Below are 17,688 nucleotides of genomic sequence, written 5' to 3'. Positions count from 1 at the left end.
CTTTCCTGTGTATGTGAATTTTTATTAAACCTAACTACCTTTAGGCTTAACAGTATCTTTGCAGATACTATGGTAATTTACTCGGGAGATTTGCTAAGTGGTAAGATTTGTCCTGATATGCTACAATCTTCAGAAGCAAGTTCTACAAATTTGTCTGTCAGTTTATCAGGTGGCACCAATTCAGATATATCTTTTCCCGAAAATGCTTGCTTATACATTTCACTATCGATAGGCCCTTCCGAATACACGGCATTTATGCATAAGTTCGTATGTTTTGTCTCAGATGCATATATCTTCACCATTGCTTCTAGTGCAGCCTTACTTGCAGCATATGGTACCCAATATGGATAAGAGGAAGGAGAAAGTGTTATCTCTGAGGTCATGAATATCGCTCTTCCAGCATTAGACTTTTTTAGTATTGGACCCAAATTTTTTAGCAAGTACCAACTGGCAGTAAAATTTGTATTCATTACGTTCTGTAGATCTTCAAGCTCACAATCATGAACAGAGCTCAACTTACCTAAAATTTCAGTGCATGCAATCAGTATATCAAGTGTTCCAGATTCTGATAATTTTGGGCTTTCTATCATATTTGCCAGTTTTTCTACGTTTTCAAAGTCTAAAAGGTCAAGCTGAATTAGTTTCACAGAGCCTTCTTTCAGCTCTTCAATTTCGTTATACAATGGCTTGAGATTATCAAGAGATCTGGAAATCAGAATTACACATGCACCTTCTTTTACAAATCTTTTTGCAACAGAAGAGCCTATTCCACCTGAAGCTCCGGTAATTAAAGCTATTTTACCTTCTAAGTCACCCATTTCTTTCTCCTTAGCAAGATCCATTGAAATATTTTAGCTGAAAATTAAATTTTGCTCCATATATAAAAATCAAACTTAGCACATAAAAAAATAGTAACGATACTATCACACCACCTAAACTTCCATATATCAAATTCAGTTGGTCAAAGGAAGCTTTTAAGTATTGCTTGAAAGCTGAAGCAGAGATCGTCCAAAGAATAACAGCTACACAAGATCCGGGAAATACGTCTGATAAGTTTTGTTTTATGTTTGGCAATGTAAAATATAGCCAAGATACTATAGTAAAAAGCAAAAACTCAATAAGTAAATATCTAGTATAACTTAGCCCTTGGTAAGAAAAATCAATTAACATTGGCACTAATGTAAAAAATACTATAGTCAGAGTTGTAACAAGCGTAATTGCTAAAAATTGTAATATACTGAGCACCCTTCTCCATATATAAGGCGATGAAACCGGAACTTTATAGGCCTTATTCAATATCGTTCTAAATCCTTCAATTGTCGATGAGGCAGTCCAAACAGCGCCTACAATTGCCAAGGTTAATAAGCTTTGCGGAGGGCCTGATATTATCTCCCTAATACGTGGCATCAAAGATGATAAAATATCCTGTGGCATGTTATCAATAATAAATGCCCAGCCGACATTGTATTGATCTAAGAAATTTGCGAACGTTGATGCCATGGCTATTAAAACAATAAGAAAAGGAAATATTGATAACAGGATTAAAAATGATAGATACCCTGCATGCTCCACTCCATCATTATAAATTGTGTCAATTAAAGCACGATAAAGGCAATAAACGATACTATAAAATTTCTGTAGCACTTGTAATATAAATAAACTAAGAAAAGTATTCTAAATGAAATAAAGCATACTTTTAAGCAAAAAATCCTCACCGTTTACTTAAATTTAATCAAAATGATAGATAATCCAGCGTTAAATACGGAGGCATAATGAAAAATTTTCTTCTACTTGTAGCTTTAATTCTTTCCTTTGCATTTGATGCAAATGCTAAAAATACTTTTGTTGATAAAAATGATACAACATCATCAGTGATATGCAAGATAATAGGCTATACTCACGGCATAGGTGGACCGATGATCACAATAGTGATAATTGGTGCAGCTTTGCTTGCGATATTCGGCAGAATGCCATGGCCAGCGCTTTTTGCACTCGGTGCGTTCACTGCTGTGTTTTTTGGCGCTCCTGTAGTCGTTTCAAAAATAACACCAGAAGGTGTGATTTGTAAAAACGGTGCAGTAGCGGATAAGTAATAGAAATTACTGGAGGCATAATGAAAAATTTTCTTCTACTTGTAGCTTTAATTCTTTCCTTTGCATTTGATAATGCTTTTGCTGCTGCTGTTACTGATGATGCAACAACCAATACAATATGCAAAATAGTAGGCTATACTCACGGTATAGGCGGGCCTATGATTACAATAGTGATAATAGGTGCAGCATTGCTGGCAATATTTGGCAGAATGCCATGGCCAGCGCTTTTTGCACTTGGTGCATTTACTGCTGTGTTTTTTGGTGCACCTGTAGTTGTTTCAAAAATAGTACCAGGTGGTGTGATTTGTAAAGATGGTGCAACTGCTTGCCCTGATGGTAAAAGATGGGATGCAACAAAAAATACATGCGTATAATAAGCATTAAAGCTTCAAAACATTAGCAAATGGTGCTTCTTAAAGAAGCACCATCATTGCACGAACTTGTGATTTAAGAGCAATTTTTGCCAGTTCATCCAAGTACTGGTTTACTTTATGACGGTGTCATCCCAGTGCTTGACACTGGGATCCAGGAAATTTGATTGGATATTAAGTTTATGAGCATAAAAGCAGTTAATTTTATGTTAAAACACAACATTTTTGATGAGGCTGTATTAAGAGATGGATCCCAGTATCAGCTACTCGGATGACACCATTTGCTACGCAATTTACTTTCAAAAATGAATGCTCGTACAGCTGTGTGTCAGCTACTTACATAACACCTCTCGAAAATTACTTTAGTTGCAAATATTAAGAAATTTACCAAATGAAGAAAAAAGGCAAAAGAATCCCCGTGTGACAAGTTTTATAATGTAAATTGATAATGTGCTAACAAGCGCGTTTTGGCTGAATGTAGAAAAAATAAAAAAAGCCGCTATAATTTTTGTGTAATTTGCCAATAAATATTTGAGTTTTTTACTGATTTTGTAATTGAGCCTGCAGGTCAAAAATAAGGATAAATATTCTTGGTATCATAGTAAAGGGAATGACGAAATTTGTAAAGTAGTTTTCACTCAAATGACGCCCAGGCAAAAACTATATGGTTATGCAAAAAATCTATTTTTAAAACTGTTAATATAACATAGAAAAAACCTCACCTTTATTAATAATAGATTACTTACCAATTGGGTAGTCACCAGTGAAACAAGCATCACAATATTGCGGTGTAGCGTTGTTACGTTTTTCTTCTTTAACAGCCCTGTATAGGCCATCAATACTCAAGAAGGCTAGGCTATCTATTCCTATAACTTCCTTAATTTCCTCTACAGATTTATTTGCAGCAATTAAATCTTTGCACTCTGGCGTATCTATTCCATAAAAACAAGAGTGCTTAATTGGTGGACATGAAATCTTTAGGTGAATTTCTTTTACTCCTGCATCTTTTAACATAACTATTATACTTCTGAGCGTGCTACCACGCACTATACTATCGTCTATTAAAATTATGTTTTTACCCTTTAAAATATGCTTATTAGCATTGAATTTTAATTTTATTCTAACCTTACGTATTTCAGGGGTTGGCTGTATAAATGTTCTTCCTATATAATGATTACGAATTATCCCCAGTTCCATAGGTAATCCTGAATGCTTTGCATATCCAATAGCTGCAGGTATTCCAGAATCAGGTATTGGTACAACCATATCTACATTGTTTTTTGGTGGGCTCTCTTCTGCAAGTATTCTTCCTATTTCTTTTCTTATATCATATATGGACCTATTCTCCATTATGCTGTCTGGTCTCGAGAAGTAAACGTATTCAAAAATACAAAAACTTGATTTTTGCTTTGGGAAAGGAAACATTGAGGCTAGCTTACTATCCGAACTGATGGTAACTAATTCGCCTGGTTCTATTTCTCTAATAAACTCTGCATTTATTATATCAAGAGCACAAGTTTCAGATGCAAGAACGTAAGAACCGTTTAACTTTCCTAAAACAAGAGGCCTGATTCCAGATGGATCACGTACTCCAATAACTACTTCTTGATTGATTGCCACAAAAGAATAAGCACCTTGTATTTGCTTTAATGCATATATAAAACTCTCTAAAAAGCTATCTTTTTCACCGCTTGCTGTCAGATGCACTACTACTTCTGTATCAATATCTGACTGAAAAACACACTCTTGTTTAATTAATTGTTCGCGTATCGGAGAAATATTAATTAAATTACCATTATGTGCTATGGCGAAATCTCCAAATTTGCCACTTTTGCCAAACATGGGCTGCACTCCAAATTTACTACCACTGGTTGAGTATCGAACATGACCTATTGCACAATCTCCAGGTAAGGATTTCTTTATTTCATCTATATCATCAAATACGCTGCTCACTTGACCTTGAAAGTGATAAGAGAGCAGCTTATCGTTGTTACTGGTTACTACACCAAAAGACTCTTGACCTCTATGCTGCAAAGCGTGGAGAGCAAGTATAGAGTTAAAAGCAGCACTTTGGTTGCAACTTATGCCAAATACCCCACACTCCTCATGTACTTCATCAAGCATGAAAAATATTAAATAAAGCCTGATTGTACTTTAGTAGAGGTAAAGTACAAGAATTTTATTTGTTAATCCCTTTCAAAGTTGAAGCTTTCTACGGTAGTTTTGATGTATACCAGAAAGTAGATTATATGCAATTAACCAATTTTGAGATTTTTGACAATTTTTTAGCACTGAAGAGAAAAAGATATTTTTATTGACTTATCTATGTATTGAAGTAATCACTAAAAAGTTTTATTGGTTATGGTATATAATATGTCTAAGCAAGTAGGTAAACAAGGTGAAAGTAATCTTATTTTAGAGCCTGAACAGTTCTCTAACAGCTTCTTCAATAGTCAACAGAGTAGTTCATCAAATCCAAAATTACCGACTATAAGTCGTAAAGATAGGCATATGGATTTAATCAAGAAAAGGTACGCAAAAAACAAAGATGTTGCAGAATATCTAAGAAGTTATGACTTTATTAAAAGAGCAGAAGAATTGTCAATAATTTATCTTTTTGAGCGAGACTCATCTTCTACGAAATTGCAAATACCATTGACTACAGATGAACAAATTCTAGTTAAAAAATTTTGTGATGAGATGATAAAAGGTATAACAGAACACGATGAGCAAGAAAGCGTTTTAAAGTACATGGAACGCATAATAGAGGGTTATTTAAATCAAGGAATAAGATTAAACTCATATTACGGTAAGGATAATAAGACTGTAACAAATTTTATATTTGAAAAAATGGAAGAATTAATTAATCGCTTTCATGCAAATCCACACAATTCAACTACAAAAAATATCATACAAAAGATCACTCGTAATTTAGTGTTAAAAGGTGGGGTAGAAAAAGGATTATCTTTTTATAGCGATATTGAAGGAGGATATTACGGCTCTAATTATTTAAATGATCTTAACGAACAATGTAAGAGTAAGAAAAAAATGCTAGAGGGTCTAGCATATGAAGGTATTGTGAAAGAAAATAACAAGCAAATTGATAAATATGATCTTGAAGTAGAAGTAGATAATAAATATTTTTATATTAAGTATCCACAAGGTAGTATTGTTGAAACTGCGAGAACTTTAAATAATGAAAAAGCTAAGGATTTAGAAGTTGGCATATTTCAGATTGAGGAAAGTATAGTAAAAGTTGAAATTACAGAAGATGGAAAAAGAAATTACACAGATATCTTAAAAGGTGGTATTGAAATATTTTTTACTACTAAAATAGGAGAGATTAGTATTTATCTACGGAAAGATGGTAACAAAATGGTAGTAGAAATTGATGAGAAAAGCAAAATAAGGTTTAGCAAGTTAGAAAACAAATCAAGCTTTGGAGGGAATTGTCTTATACAGGGGAAAAGTGTTTTAGAAGTTATGGGCAAGAGTTTTGAAAATATTCCTGAGGAGTTAACTCAGACTATTAAAAACGTTCCATCTACTAGTCTTATGCAAACATGTTTACAACAACAAGAAAACTCTAATAGGGAATTAAATTAATGTATTTTTAAGATAATAATTAAGAAATTAATTATAAACATTCATACGCATTCGATTGTAGTAGAGGATATGGGGCAGCAATTAGCACAAGAACTAAAGGCAAATGTGGTTGGTTGTCAAATAGTGATTGATTAAATCAATTTAGAGAGGTAAATAGCAGCTTTGCAGCTTGTTTTTATGAACAAAGATAAAACGTTGTAGCCAAGTGCGCTTTCGGCATTGTGCTGAATTGCAATATCTCTGTGCTCTAATTCCTCATCGCGAAATTTACTTATAGTTTCTCTTAATTCCCCATCTTCTAAATGTAAGACTTGCTCCTTGTAGTGCTCTCCGATCACTTCTTCAACTGCAGCAGTGCAAGCCATAGCGGCTTTTTTACCCATCATGGCAGTTACAACACCAAGTGATACCCCTAAAGCACCCCAAACTGGCAACAAAACAGTAGGACGAACTCTTTGCTCCTTGATTTTCTCATTAAAATAGTGGAAATGTTTTTTTTCCTGCTCCTCCATTTCAATTATTTTGTCAATTATGGAAGATTTTTTAAGAATAAATTTTTGACCAGAATAAATGCAAATGGCTCCATATTCGCCAGCATGATTTACTCTAATTGCTTGTTCTAAAAAATTTCCTTTCAATTTTTTTATATTGCTTTCCAATGTTTCCTCCATTTATTTCTGCATTAGTACTACTATAAACCAACATATTATAGAGTAAATAAAATTCCATGCATACATTGCACCAACATTGTGATTACAGGAACTCAAGTAGCAATAGCAAAAGTTACTTGACAGACTCTCCCACTTTCCCTTATCATATCAATAAGAGTATTTATCCTTGTTTTTAATCTCTGCAGATTTAACAACAAAATTCAGTAAAAAACTCAGGTATATATTGGCAGATTACATAAAATTATAGCGGCTGCATGTCTTTTTTATTTTTTCTACATTCAGCCAAAACACGCTTTAAATAAGCGTTAGCACATTATTACAATGCCAATTTACATTATTATAGGGTCAAAACTCACTACTGGGGGATTCTTTTGCCTTTTTTTTGTTTAGTAAATTTCTTAATATCTATAACTAACATGAACTAGGCAGTGTGTCAATAGGGTGTCATTCTAGTCTGGAATGATAGGAGAAGGTACTGCGATGACAACAAGTAGTAAGCTAAACGTCCGTGTGGTTATTGGTATTATCAAGATATTCTCTAATCTTCTTTAAATCTTCCCAAGCTAAGCGTTTTTGTGCTGGTTGACGAAGTAGATAGGCTGGATGAAATATAGCGGCTGTGGTAATTGCATGAGATAAATATTGGTTAGTATAAGTATGAAATTTGCCACGCAAGTTCGATATAGTCTTTGTGTTATCAAGAAGGCTATAACATGCGATTCCTCCAACAAAAATCAGAATCTGCGGTAAAACAAGAGCAATATGCTTCTCAACAAATGGTCTGCACATATCAAGCTCTAGATCAGTTGGTTTTCTATTACCTGGTGGACGCCAAAACACGGTGTTGCTTATATATACCTTAGTGCGGTCCAGATTAATTGCACCGAGCATCTTATCGAGCAGCATTCCGCTTGCACCACAAAATGGTATGCCTTTCAGGTCTTCATTTGCTCCTGGTGCTTCACCAACAAGCATGATTTTTGCATTTGGATTACCATCGGAAAAAACAGTATTAGTTGCAGTTTTTTTTATTTCACAACCCTCAAATGACTTAACTGCACTTCTTAGTTCATCTACACTACCACATTCACTTGCAAGCTTCCTTGCTTCAATGATCCAATCACTTGGGAACATGGCTTTTTTCTGCTCGATGACAGAAGACTGTGCAGCTCTCTCATTTTCCACTTTTTTTTCCTCTTCACCTTCAGTTAGCGTGCAGTCAACACCCACTTCATGATAGAACTTCAACAATTCTAGATCTTCATTGTTCATAGTGCCTCTTAACCTTTTGAGCTTTTTTCATAGCCATATCGTACTTCAATTTAGACAAATGTCTAACGTATAATATACCATTTAAATGATCTAACTCATGCTGAATACACCTTGCAAGCCAACCACTAGCTTTTAGCGTCTGTTCTTCGTTATTTAAATTTTTATATTTCACAGTTAAATATTTTGGACGCTTAATTTCATGGCTTTGCTCTGGAATTGAAAGGCACCCTTCTTTGAGAATTACTTGTTCACCCGATAATTCTGTAATTTCAGGGTTAATCATGCAAAATTTGCCAGTTGATTCATATCCTGCTGGCCCATCTTCAGCCTTCTCTGGCTGAACGTCCATGATAAAAATTCTCTTCAGCACTCCAACTTGTACTGCAGCAAGACCAAGACCTTCTGCATAGTACATAGTTTCGAACATGTCGTTTACTAATTCTTTAATTTTATCGGTTATATCTATTACTTCACTGGCACGTGTAGTTAACCTTTCATCAGGGGCAATTACAATTGGCAATTTAGACATAAAATTAAAATTTTATGTTTTATTTTTTCCTTTGTACAGTATTTTGGGTATATTAAAATGTTGCTGTATTTTTAATAGAAATATAAATTATTAAAGGAAGCTACAATTTGAATGGAATTGTGTCATAAGGTCAACTAATGTACTCTGCAGTAATAATAAAACCAAAGCGAAATGTTTTTGCCGTTTTAGACGTAGGTACAACAAAAATTATCTGTCTCATTGTTAAGATCAATAGCAACTTCAGCTATAAAATAATAGGAACGGGTTATAAAAGTGCAGAAGGTATAAGCGGTGGATCAATAACTGATGCAAAGCATGCAAGTTACTCTATTTCATCAACTATAGGTTTAGCTGAGCAAGTATCAGAAGAGACTATAGACCAGATATATGTGAATGTAGCCGGATGTGGAGTCTCATCTTTTAACGTATATAACGAAATTATTGCAGCTAATCACGAAATTTCAGACCGAGACATAAAACGTGTAGTCTTTCAGACATTTGAGAAATATATCGAAGAAAATGTCATCATTCACAATATACCACTGAAATATCACTTAGATGATATGACTGACATAAAGGAAGTCAGTGGATTATATGGAAAAAGATTATCTGCTGATGTTAATGTTGTCACTGCTTCGCGTCCAGCGCTTACCAATATCGAAAATTGTATAACTAATAATAGTGGGATAAGTATGTCTGGTTGTGTTGCTTCTGCATATTCTGCAGGCCTTGCCTGTCTAAGTAAAGATGAAAAAGAGCTAGGAACTGCCGTTGTTGACATAGGAGGTGGATGCACTGCAATTGGAATTTTTAAGAGAGGAAAACTTGTGTACACAAGCAGCATTCCAATTGGTGGCATTCACATTACCCGAGATATAGCTTATGGACTATGCACAAGTATAGAGCATGCTGAACGCATAAAAATACTATACGGTAGCACTATTGTAACTTCAATAGATGAGAATGAATGTATTGCAGTGCAAAGTAATGAAAGCGATGAACCAACTCAAGTGTTTAAGTCTGAACTTGTTAACATCATAAGACCAAGGGTTGAGGAAATACTTGAGCTGATAAGAGAACAATTTCAAGAACAGAAAGATCCAATTAATAAAGTAGTGATCACAGGTGGAACCAGTCAACTCACAAGCATGAAAGAAATTGCAAGCTATATATTCAATAAACAAGTCCGTATCGGATGCCCTGAATCTTGTAGCGGTCTTGATGGCGAATACGACAAAAATCCTGTATTTTCTGCTGCTTTAGGCTCTATAAAGCTAATAGTTGACACCTTTTATAGAAATAATTCTGGAATGCTTGGTCACGATGGCAAAATAAGTAAGTTATACCATTGGGTTAAATCAAAAGTCACAGTCTAGATTTTTGTCTTTATCTCTTAATATACAAATGGCTTGATCTAAGAGCTTATTTTTATAGTATTATTACACTGATGTATCCGTAAGAGAAGCAGAAAATTACAATAAAACGTAAGAAACATGAACATAACTATACATTCACAAGAAGATTTTGACTTTATGCGTAAAGCTGGCAGGCTTGCAGCTGAAACCCTTGATTTTATTGCACCACACGTCAAAGTAGGCGTAACAACTAATGAATTAAATGATCTATGTCATGATTTTATAATCAATGCAGGTGCAATTCCAGCACCACTGAATTATAAGGGATATCCGAAATCAATTTGTACTTCGAAAAATGCTGTTGTATGTCATGGTATTCCTGATGATAAACCTCTTAAAGATGGAGATATTTTAAATATTGACGTTACAGTGATTTTAAATGGCTGGTATGGTGACACAAGTCGCATGTTTTGGGCTGGTAAACCCTCAATAAAAGCAAAGCGTTTGTGTAATGCTACTTATAATGCGCTAATGGAAGCAATAAAACAAGTCAGGCCAGGCAATAAGTTAAATAAAATAGGACTTACTATAGAAAAATATATTGAAGATTTTGGATATTCTATCGTACGCAATTATTGTGGACATGGCATAGGAAAGGTTTTTCATGCTCCACCAAATGTTGTACATTTTTATGATGAAGGTGAGGATCTTATCTTAAAAGAAGGCATGTTTTTTACGGTAGAACCAATGATCAATGCTGGAAAACATGAAACTCTGCTCAGCAAGCTAGATGGCTGGACAGTGACAACACGTGATCTTTCACTTTCTGCACAGTTTGAGCATACGCTTGGAGTCACAAAAGATGGAGTTGAAATATTTACACTATCACCTAAAAATTGGCATTTTCCACCTTATGATTAGATTTTTTAAACACTTGGTTTTTGAAAAAATCTAACTCTTAACTTGTGATATAGCAACTAACCCAATTAATGCACAGAAAATCATGTAAAAACTTGCTAAAGTTCCTTGTCCTGTAACTTTGATAATAGTTGTGCATATAAATGGTGCAAGACCACCAAAAAATCCCGAAGCTATATTTCTTGATAAACCAAATCCACTGTATCGTACCTTTATTGGGAATAATTCACACATAAACGCGCTAACAGGACCAAGAGAAGCAGCTATTGGGATTATAAAAAGAACGTGCGCCATTATGGTGAGCAAATTATTACCACTTAGTATCATTGAAAAAACTGGATAACTTACTACTATAAAAGTCACAAATGCAAATTTCATGACTCTTTCTCTCCCTACCTTATCAGAAAGTATTGCAAATAGTATAGTCAATCCTCCAAGTGCAACCTGATTCAATATTTCTACTGCGTGATTAAAGTGAGTGTTTATTGTTGATGCAAGTAGATTAAAAAACACTAAATATATGTAAAGAGATGCATTCTCAACTATGTCAACTCCAATTGATATTAGAAAAGGTTTTTTATAGCCATTTAACAGTTCTTTTAACGGTAATTCATGTGGCTTTTCCTGCTTTTTATATTCTGGGCTTTCATCGAGTATATATCTCATATATATACTGATTAATCCTATTACAAAACTGAAAATAAAAGGCAATCTCCATCCCCAAGATTCAAAATCGGATACTTTTTTGCATATAAGCACCACTATAAGACTTAATATTGAGCCAAGAATTGCGCTCAATACTTCAATACTGCCAAAGAATCCTCTTTTATTTTTAGGAGCATGCTCTATTAAAAATGGGGCATTTCCTGCCTCTCCTCCAAGAGATATACCCTGCAATAATCTTAAACATACCACCAGTACTGATGCGAGTACCCCAATGTTCTGATAGCCTGGAACAAATGCAATAAGTACGGTTGATAGAGTCATCAATATGATAGAGAGAAATAGAGCAATCCTTCTTCCATATTTATCGCCAATGTGGCCAAATATAGCAGCACCAATTGGTCTTATTAAGAAACCCACTGCAAACACTCCAAAAGCTTTAAGTATGCTGACTAATTTGTCGTCTGATGGAAAAAACACATCTCCGATTATGCTTATTAGATGGCTGAAAAGCATGTGATCATACCACAACAAAGTGTTACAAATTAAACCTGATAGTATTACTTTTGTTATTTGTTGCACGAAATCTTCCGTAATTTGTTTGATATTATAGTAATATTACTTACTTTTTCAAACGTGAATTATGTAAATGTTATATTAATAATATTATCTTATTAAATTTTTATATCGTTGATTATATTTAAATATTCTTATACTATACCTATATATTTCCATATATTTTTTGGCGAGAAAGTTATTTTAATTTAAGTGCACAAAGTCTCTTGATATGACACATATTCCAGTTTTGTTGAAAGAGATGCTACTGCAATTGTCACCACACAGTGGTGGTATATATGTGGATGCCACGTTTGGAGCTGGAGGATATAGCAAAGCAATATTGGAATCCGCTGATTGCAAAGTGTATGCAGTTGATAGAGATGAAACAGTTACTAAATTTTATGATGATCTAAATGTTAAATACCCTAATAGAATAAAGTTATTTATTGAAAAGTTTAGTAATATCAAAAATTTATTAGATAGTAATAATATTAAAGGTATCAATGGAATAGTTTTCGACGTTGGAGTTTCATCTATGCAGCTTGATAATGGAGATAGAGGATTCTCATTTCTACGTGATGGCCCACTTAACATGAGCATGGATAACTATTCTCATATGAATGCTTCGACGTTTGTTAACGCTTTACGTGAAGAAGAGATTGCGAACACTATATATAATTATGGGGGTGAGCGTCATTCCCGCAGAATCGCAAGAGCGATAGTAAATGCGCGGAAGAAGAAAATTATCAAAACTACATTTGAACTTGCGGATATTGTACGTTCTGTAGTGTTTCGTGGAAAAAGCAAGATTGACCCTGCAACTAGGACATTTCAGGCAATCAGAATATGGGTAAATGATGAGCTAGGAGAGCTTGAAAAGGGTATTAAAGCTGCATCTGAGATTTTAAGTGAGAACGGCAAATTAATTGTAGTTACTTTTCATTCTTTAGAAGATCGTATAGTCAAAACTGTTTTTAAAGATTTATGTGAACCAGGATCTACTAAAACATTCTCCCTTTTAAATAAAAAAGTGATCAAAGCAAGTTCAGAAGAAATAAATGTAAATCCACGCGCGCGTTCAGCAAAACTGAGAGCTATACAAAGGTTATCATGAGGACCTTTCATGCCATTTCAATAATTATATTTTTATTGTAGGGTTATTTAAGGTAAAATTACACGTTCAATCACTAAATAGAGAACTAGCATGAATAAAGCATAAAATTAATTTAGTGCAAAGCGACATAAAAGTCCTGCAAGCAGAATGGAGTTATTTGAGTAATCTAAAAAAACTTGCAGTCTTACGGAGAAATACCTAAAAAATAACCCTTTGATACTAGCTAGCCAGATTCGACTCTCTGTAGTGTGTTAGCACAACTTAAAACCCAGAATAACAATTAGAACCTATCTTGAAAGGGAAAAAAATAAGATGAGGTAAGCAAAAAATAGGAGGGTAACGAGTGATAAGGCCAAATGTTGCACAAGGGGCGATAACAATTATTAATGCAATGAAATATATAATGAGGGAGTTTAATATAGTTATGCAAGAGGCCTAATTTGAAATATTAACATGAAAAATTGCTTGCGCATATTTCAAATCTGATTATAATTACAATTAGAGATATTTTAAGAGCTCAAAATCTATCTTTGTCTGCAGACTTTTTCTATTAAACAATCAAACTCATTAAATGTAGTGTGTCTTCTTCAGTGTATACACGTATACTTAATCTCTGTCGTATGTGCACTGCATTTTTTTCTAATCTTTTTTACACAGGAGGATTTTATGTCCAGAATTCCAGATATTTGACTTTTACTTTAGCTAAAAACCAATAGGCGCCTATTGTTTAACGCTAATTAAAATAAAAATTTTTCTAATATATAGAAGAATCACTGTTTACTGAAAATGGGATACGATTGCCAAGAAAGCTGCGAATGTCAAAGAATTTTAGGTAAACATTATTTGCTTGACGTATGAGCGTGCTCTCCTTACTGCAAGAACTCTTTAATATATGCTTAACCACTTAAGTCCTTTCAAGATATGTTCTTAGATTTAAGCTTTTAGGTAAACATACTACAATAAAATTTACTTTAGTATAAAATTATTTGCATAAGATTTTGGCAGTCTTTTAACATCTTTTGGCATTTCAATTGTGTACTTTGTGTTGTGTTTCTTTGCGTAAGATATTGCTTTTTCAAGAGAATCAAACTTTAATACAATCTGTTTTTGGGGATCTTTTGAGCCAACCCATCCCATCAAAGGTTCAATATAGTAAGAACAAGGCTCAATTTTTAGGTACCAGAATTTTGTATTACCTAAGCCAGATTGTGTTGCAGTTTTTGTTGGCTTATAAATCTTAAAAACTACTTGATCGTTAATACTCATAGTCCTTACTACGTAATCTTAAGTATATATCTAAATAAATTTTTCCACAAAGAATTAGTGTGAAAGAATGAAGTTTGAAATAAATATTTTTATGTTATATTATTAAATTATATAAAAAGGATTAGCTGAATAGGAGTAATCGATGGCACAGCAAGAAATGGTAACAATTAATGCAGAGTTACGTGATGTAAAAAAAAAGAAAGCGATGCAGGCTCTGAGGGAGAAGGGAAGTATACCTGCAGTTATATATGGTAAAGGGCATGATAACGTAAATTTGACATTGTCTGCAAAGGAATTTACTAAACAATATAAATCAGGTGCTCTTTCTGCACATTTAATAGAACTAGATATTTCAGGGAAAAAAGAATATGCTCTTGTTCGTGATATTCAATGGCATGTAGTAAAGGATACTGTGCAACATGTTGATTTTCAGTTTGTTGATAAAGGTAGTGAAATTAAAATAGATATACCTTTATCATTCATCAATGAAAGTAAATCACCAGGAATCAAATTAGGTGGAGTGCTTAATGTTCTGTGTCGTTCTATTACTGTCAAATGCTCTCCTGAGAAAATACCTCAAGTCATAGAAATTGATTTGTCTGGCAAAATGATTGGTCAGTCTATACATATCAATGATGTAAAATTGCCAGAAGGTGTTAAATTTGTAGCTCATGAGGAAGAAAATTTCACCATTGTAACAATCTCTGCTGCCGATAGTGATGTTGAAGAGACTCAAACAAAAACAGAGGAGTAGTGCATTTAATAGCTGGGCTTGGTAATCCTGGTAGTCAATATGAGTTAACTCATCATAATATTGGTTTTATCGTTATTGACGCAATCTACAAATATTGGAATTTTCAGTCATTTTCTAAGAAAGCCGATTACTTGATAACCTCTGGCATAATTAACAATAATAAAGTTATGCTAATAAAGCCTTATTCGTTTATGAATAATTCAGGTATTCCTGTTGCAAAAATAAAAAATTTTTACAAATTATCGCTAGACAATATTGTTGTCATACATGATGATGCTGACTTGAAATTTGGAAGAATAAAAGTAAAAAAAGGTGGTAGTTCTGCTGGACATAATGGACTTAAGTCTATAGATAGCTTTATTGGTAATGATTATTGGCGTTTAAGATTTGGAGTAGGCAGGCCTGAAGGTCAGAAAAGCTTAGCAGACTATGTGTTATCAAAATTTGAAAATTTTGATAACGTTATCCTCTTAGTGGAAAAAATAGCAAAAAATATACACCTAATGCTGCAAGGAGATACCACAGCTTTTATCAACTCGGTTGAGAGTGAAACTTTAGTATAGCAAACGAATACTGCCCAATACAAACTAATTTAGATTAGAATACTGATTCTTCTAGAAGTTGTTCGCGTTCCTCTTCTATTGCAATGGAATTATCATGATTTTTAAATAAATCTCTGATTTTTGTTTCTATTTCACTTGCAATTTCTTTGTTTGCCTTGAGGTAACTTTTTACATTTTCTCTTCCTTGGCCAAGACGCGTATTGTTATATGAATAATAAGCACCTGCCTTTTCAAGTACACCAAGTTTTGCTCCTATATCTATTATTTCTCCAAGTTTTGATATGCCTTCATTGTACATTATATCAAATTTTGCCTCTCTAAACGGAGGAGCAACTTTATTTTTTACAACTTTAACTCTCGTTTCATTACCCGTAATATTCTCTTTATCCTTTATCGCACCAACTTTTCTTATATCAAGTCTTATAGAAGTATAGAATTTTAACGCATTTCCACCAGTGGTAGTTTCAGGATTTCCATATACTACTCCTATTTTCATACGAATTTGGTTGATAAATATCAATATACAGTTTGCTTTTGAAACTGCAGAGGTGAGCTTTCGTAGCCCATGACTTAGAAGTCTTGCTTGTAGTCCCATGTGCTGGTCGCCCATATCTCCTTCAATTTCAGCTCTTGGAGTTAGTGCTGCAACAGAGTCAATAACTATTACATCAACTGCACCAGAACATACTAAATACTCAACAATATGCAACGCTTGTTCTCCAGTGTCTGGTTGTGAAATCACTAAATCATCGGTGTTTACTCCAAGTTTACGAGCATATATAACATCCAGTGCGTGCTCCGCATCGATAAATGCACATAAACCTCCTTTTTTCTGTGCTTCAGCAATTACATGCAAAGCAAGGGTAGTTTTACCAGAACTCTCAGGGCCAAATATCTCAATTATACGTCCTTTTGGCAATCCCCCAACACCCAGAGCTGAATCAAGTGCAATCGACCCTGTAGATATCGTGTCTATTTTTTCTACAGGGTTTTGCTTTAGCTTCATTATTGCACCTTTACCGAATGCTTTTTCAATTTGACTTATTGCATTATCTAGTGCTTTTTGCTTATCATTATTTCTTTCTTCTGGATTATGTGCCATGGATCATTTATTAACTTGTATAGTCTCCATGGTAATTGAACGCAACCAATCTGCCAAGGGTTTTTTAATAACGAAGAACGTTAGTTACCTAAAATTAGATAGATAGACTTTGTAGTGCGATACAAAATAACGATAGAATACAATGGTAGTAGTTTCTCTGGCTGGCAAAAGCAACAACACTCTGCTAACTCAATTCAGGAAACCATAGAAAACGCTATATTTAATTTCAGTGGCGAGAGAGTCTCTTTGCATTGTGGTGGCAGAACTGACACAGGGGTTCATGCTTTAGAGCAAGTTGCTCATTTCAATATGGAAAGGCAATTTGAGCTTTACAGAATAAGAAATGGAATAAACTATCACTTAAAAGCGATTCCTATAGTTGTGCTTAGTGCAGAAGCTGTAGATGATGCATTTCATGCACGATTTTCAGCAAAAAAAAGATATTATGAATATAGAATAATTAATCGCTACGCTCCTGCAGCTCTAGAAATCGGTTATGTGTGGCAAGTATTTAACCCACTTGACGTAAACATCATGCGTGAAGCTGCTAGACACCTGCTTGGAAAACATAATCTTTCAAGCTTTCGCTCAAAAGATTGTCAAGCTACAAATCCGGTCAGAACAATCGATGATATTGATATAGTACAAAACGGAAGTCACATATACATCAAAATATCTGCGATTTCCTTTTTACATAACCAGGTGAGGATTATTGTTGGTACTTTAGTTGAATTTGGAAAAAATAGAACTAATCCACAAGAAATGCTAAACATATTAAGTCAATGTAAAAGAAACGCCGCTGGGGTCACTGCGCCGTCTCACGGCTTATACTTAGTAAAGATAGATTACTAGC

General features: G+C 34.1%; 18 protein-coding genes. 9 read left to right on the top strand and 9 right to left on the bottom strand.

The annotated features are described in order from the left end of the window. Positions 1-77: 77 nt before the first annotated feature. A complete protein-coding gene (locus ABWU65_RS04880) occupies positions 78-842 on the bottom strand; it encodes an SDR family oxidoreductase (protein WP_006013430.1) in 765 nt (254 codons plus the stop codon). Then, positions 829-1,644, bottom strand: coding sequence for a YihY/virulence factor BrkB family protein (locus ABWU65_RS04875; protein WP_254229992.1), 816 nt, complete (start codon positions 1,642-1,644; stop codon positions 829-831). The genes ABWU65_RS04880 and ABWU65_RS04875 overlap by 14 nt, the downstream gene beginning before the upstream one ends. 128 nt (positions 1,645-1,772) lie before the next feature. Here ABWU65_RS04875 and ABWU65_RS04870 point away from each other — a divergent pair, with 128 nt between their 5' ends. Both ABWU65_RS04870 and ABWU65_RS04865 read left to right on the top strand, forming a co-directional pair. Then, positions 1,773-2,093 carry a TrbC/VirB2 family protein gene (locus ABWU65_RS04870; protein WP_264684879.1) on the top strand — a complete coding sequence of 107 codons (321 nt, stop codon included), beginning with the start codon at positions 1,773-1,775 and terminating at the stop codon, positions 2,091-2,093. A 20-nt stretch (positions 2,094-2,113) separates the two neighbouring features. Further along, positions 2,114-2,467 (top strand): TrbC/VirB2 family protein, encoded by a 354-nt coding sequence (locus ABWU65_RS04865; RefSeq protein WP_214303143.1) that lies wholly within the window; start codon positions 2,114-2,116, stop codon positions 2,465-2,467. Between the two features lie 735 nt (positions 2,468-3,202). Here ABWU65_RS04865 and purF read toward each other — a convergent pair. Next, entirely contained in the window at positions 3,203-4,588 is a 1,386-nt protein-coding gene (gene purF, locus ABWU65_RS04860; protein ID WP_264684880.1) for an amidophosphoribosyltransferase, read from the bottom strand. Positions 4,589-4,837: 249 nt separating this feature from the next. On the opposite strand from purF, the gene ABWU65_RS04855 reads away from it, so the two are divergent. After that, positions 4,838-6,070, top strand: a complete 1,233-nt coding sequence (locus tag ABWU65_RS04855; protein WP_064085594.1) for a hypothetical protein — start codon at positions 4,838-4,840, stop codon at positions 6,068-6,070. 131 nt (positions 6,071-6,201) lie between these two features. Here the strand turns inward: ABWU65_RS04855 and ABWU65_RS04850 are convergent, their stop codons facing one another. From ABWU65_RS04850 to def, 3 genes are all read right to left on the bottom strand, one after another. Beyond that, positions 6,202-6,741 carry a demethoxyubiquinone hydroxylase family protein gene (locus tag ABWU65_RS04850; protein WP_179943898.1) on the bottom strand — a complete coding sequence of 180 codons (540 nt, stop codon included), beginning with the start codon at positions 6,739-6,741 and terminating at the stop codon, positions 6,202-6,204. Between the two features lie 498 nt (positions 6,742-7,239). Continuing rightward, positions 7,240-8,013 (bottom strand): uracil-DNA glycosylase family protein, encoded by a 774-nt coding sequence (locus ABWU65_RS04845; protein ID WP_010403847.1) that lies wholly within the window; start codon positions 8,011-8,013, stop codon positions 7,240-7,242. Beyond that, positions 8,003-8,542 (bottom strand): peptide deformylase, encoded by a 540-nt coding sequence (gene def / locus ABWU65_RS04840; RefSeq protein WP_007302315.1) that lies wholly within the window; start codon positions 8,540-8,542, stop codon positions 8,003-8,005. The genes ABWU65_RS04845 and def overlap by 11 nt, the downstream gene beginning before the upstream one ends. A gap of 137 nt (positions 8,543-8,679) precedes the next feature. On the opposite strand from def, the gene ftsA reads away from it, so the two are divergent. Together ftsA and map are read left to right on the top strand one after the other, a co-directional pair. After that, positions 8,680-9,918 (top strand): cell division protein FtsA, encoded by a 1,239-nt coding sequence (gene ftsA, locus ABWU65_RS04835; protein WP_007302316.1) that lies wholly within the window; start codon positions 8,680-8,682, stop codon positions 9,916-9,918. Positions 9,919-10,035: 117 nt separating this feature from the next. Next, positions 10,036-10,818, top strand: a complete 783-nt coding sequence (gene map / locus ABWU65_RS04830) for a type I methionyl aminopeptidase (RefSeq protein ID WP_007302317.1) — start codon at positions 10,036-10,038, stop codon at positions 10,816-10,818. A 30-nt stretch (positions 10,819-10,848) separates the two neighbouring features. Here map and ABWU65_RS04825 read toward each other — a convergent pair whose 3' ends face one another. Beyond that, positions 10,849-12,060 carry an MFS transporter gene (locus tag ABWU65_RS04825; protein ID WP_353280383.1) on the bottom strand — a complete coding sequence of 404 codons (1,212 nt, stop codon included), beginning with the start codon at positions 12,058-12,060 and terminating at the stop codon, positions 10,849-10,851. A gap of 205 nt (positions 12,061-12,265) precedes the next feature. Here ABWU65_RS04825 and rsmH point away from each other — a divergent pair, with 205 nt between their 5' ends. After that, a complete protein-coding gene (rsmH, locus tag ABWU65_RS04820; RefSeq protein ID WP_007302319.1) occupies positions 12,266-13,150 on the top strand; it encodes a 16S rRNA (cytosine(1402)-N(4))-methyltransferase RsmH in 885 nt (294 codons plus the stop codon). 966 nt (positions 13,151-14,116) lie between these two features. On the opposite strand, the gene ABWU65_RS04815 is transcribed toward rsmH, so the two are convergent. Continuing rightward, a complete protein-coding gene (locus ABWU65_RS04815; RefSeq protein WP_007302320.1) occupies positions 14,117-14,416 on the bottom strand; it encodes an ETC complex I subunit in 300 nt (99 codons plus the stop codon). Between the two features lie 142 nt (positions 14,417-14,558). On the opposite strand from ABWU65_RS04815, the gene ABWU65_RS04810 reads away from it, so the two are divergent. Together ABWU65_RS04810 and pth are read left to right on the top strand one after the other, a co-directional pair. Beyond that, the gene (locus tag ABWU65_RS04810; protein WP_007302321.1) at positions 14,559-15,170 is read left to right on the top strand and encodes a 50S ribosomal protein L25/general stress protein Ctc; all 612 of its coding nucleotides are present in this window, start codon (positions 14,559-14,561) and stop codon (positions 15,168-15,170) included. Further along, positions 15,170-15,733 carry an aminoacyl-tRNA hydrolase gene (gene pth / locus ABWU65_RS04805; RefSeq protein WP_007302322.1) on the top strand — a complete coding sequence of 188 codons (564 nt, stop codon included), beginning with the start codon at positions 15,170-15,172 and terminating at the stop codon, positions 15,731-15,733. Before ABWU65_RS04810 ends, pth begins: the two co-directional genes overlap by 1 nt. A gap of 34 nt (positions 15,734-15,767) precedes the next feature. Here the strand turns inward: pth and recA are convergent, their stop codons facing one another. After that, positions 15,768-16,835 (bottom strand): recombinase RecA, encoded by a 1,068-nt coding sequence (gene recA / locus ABWU65_RS04800; protein WP_019236843.1) that lies wholly within the window; start codon positions 16,833-16,835, stop codon positions 15,768-15,770. A 114-nt stretch (positions 16,836-16,949) separates the two neighbouring features. On the opposite strand from recA, the gene truA reads away from it, so the two are divergent. Further along, positions 16,950-17,687, top strand: a complete 738-nt coding sequence (truA, locus tag ABWU65_RS04795) for a tRNA pseudouridine(38-40) synthase TruA (RefSeq protein ID WP_353280381.1) — start codon at positions 16,950-16,952, stop codon at positions 17,685-17,687. Position 17,688: the final 1 nt, after the last annotated feature.

Origin of the sequence: Wolbachia endosymbiont (group B) of Silvanus unidentatus, assembly GCF_964028615.1 — a bacterium.
Taxonomy (GTDB): domain Bacteria; phylum Pseudomonadota; class Alphaproteobacteria; order Rickettsiales; family Anaplasmataceae; genus Wolbachia.
Note: the sequence above shows the minus strand (reverse complement) of the source record. Positions and strands in the feature narration are given on the sequence as shown.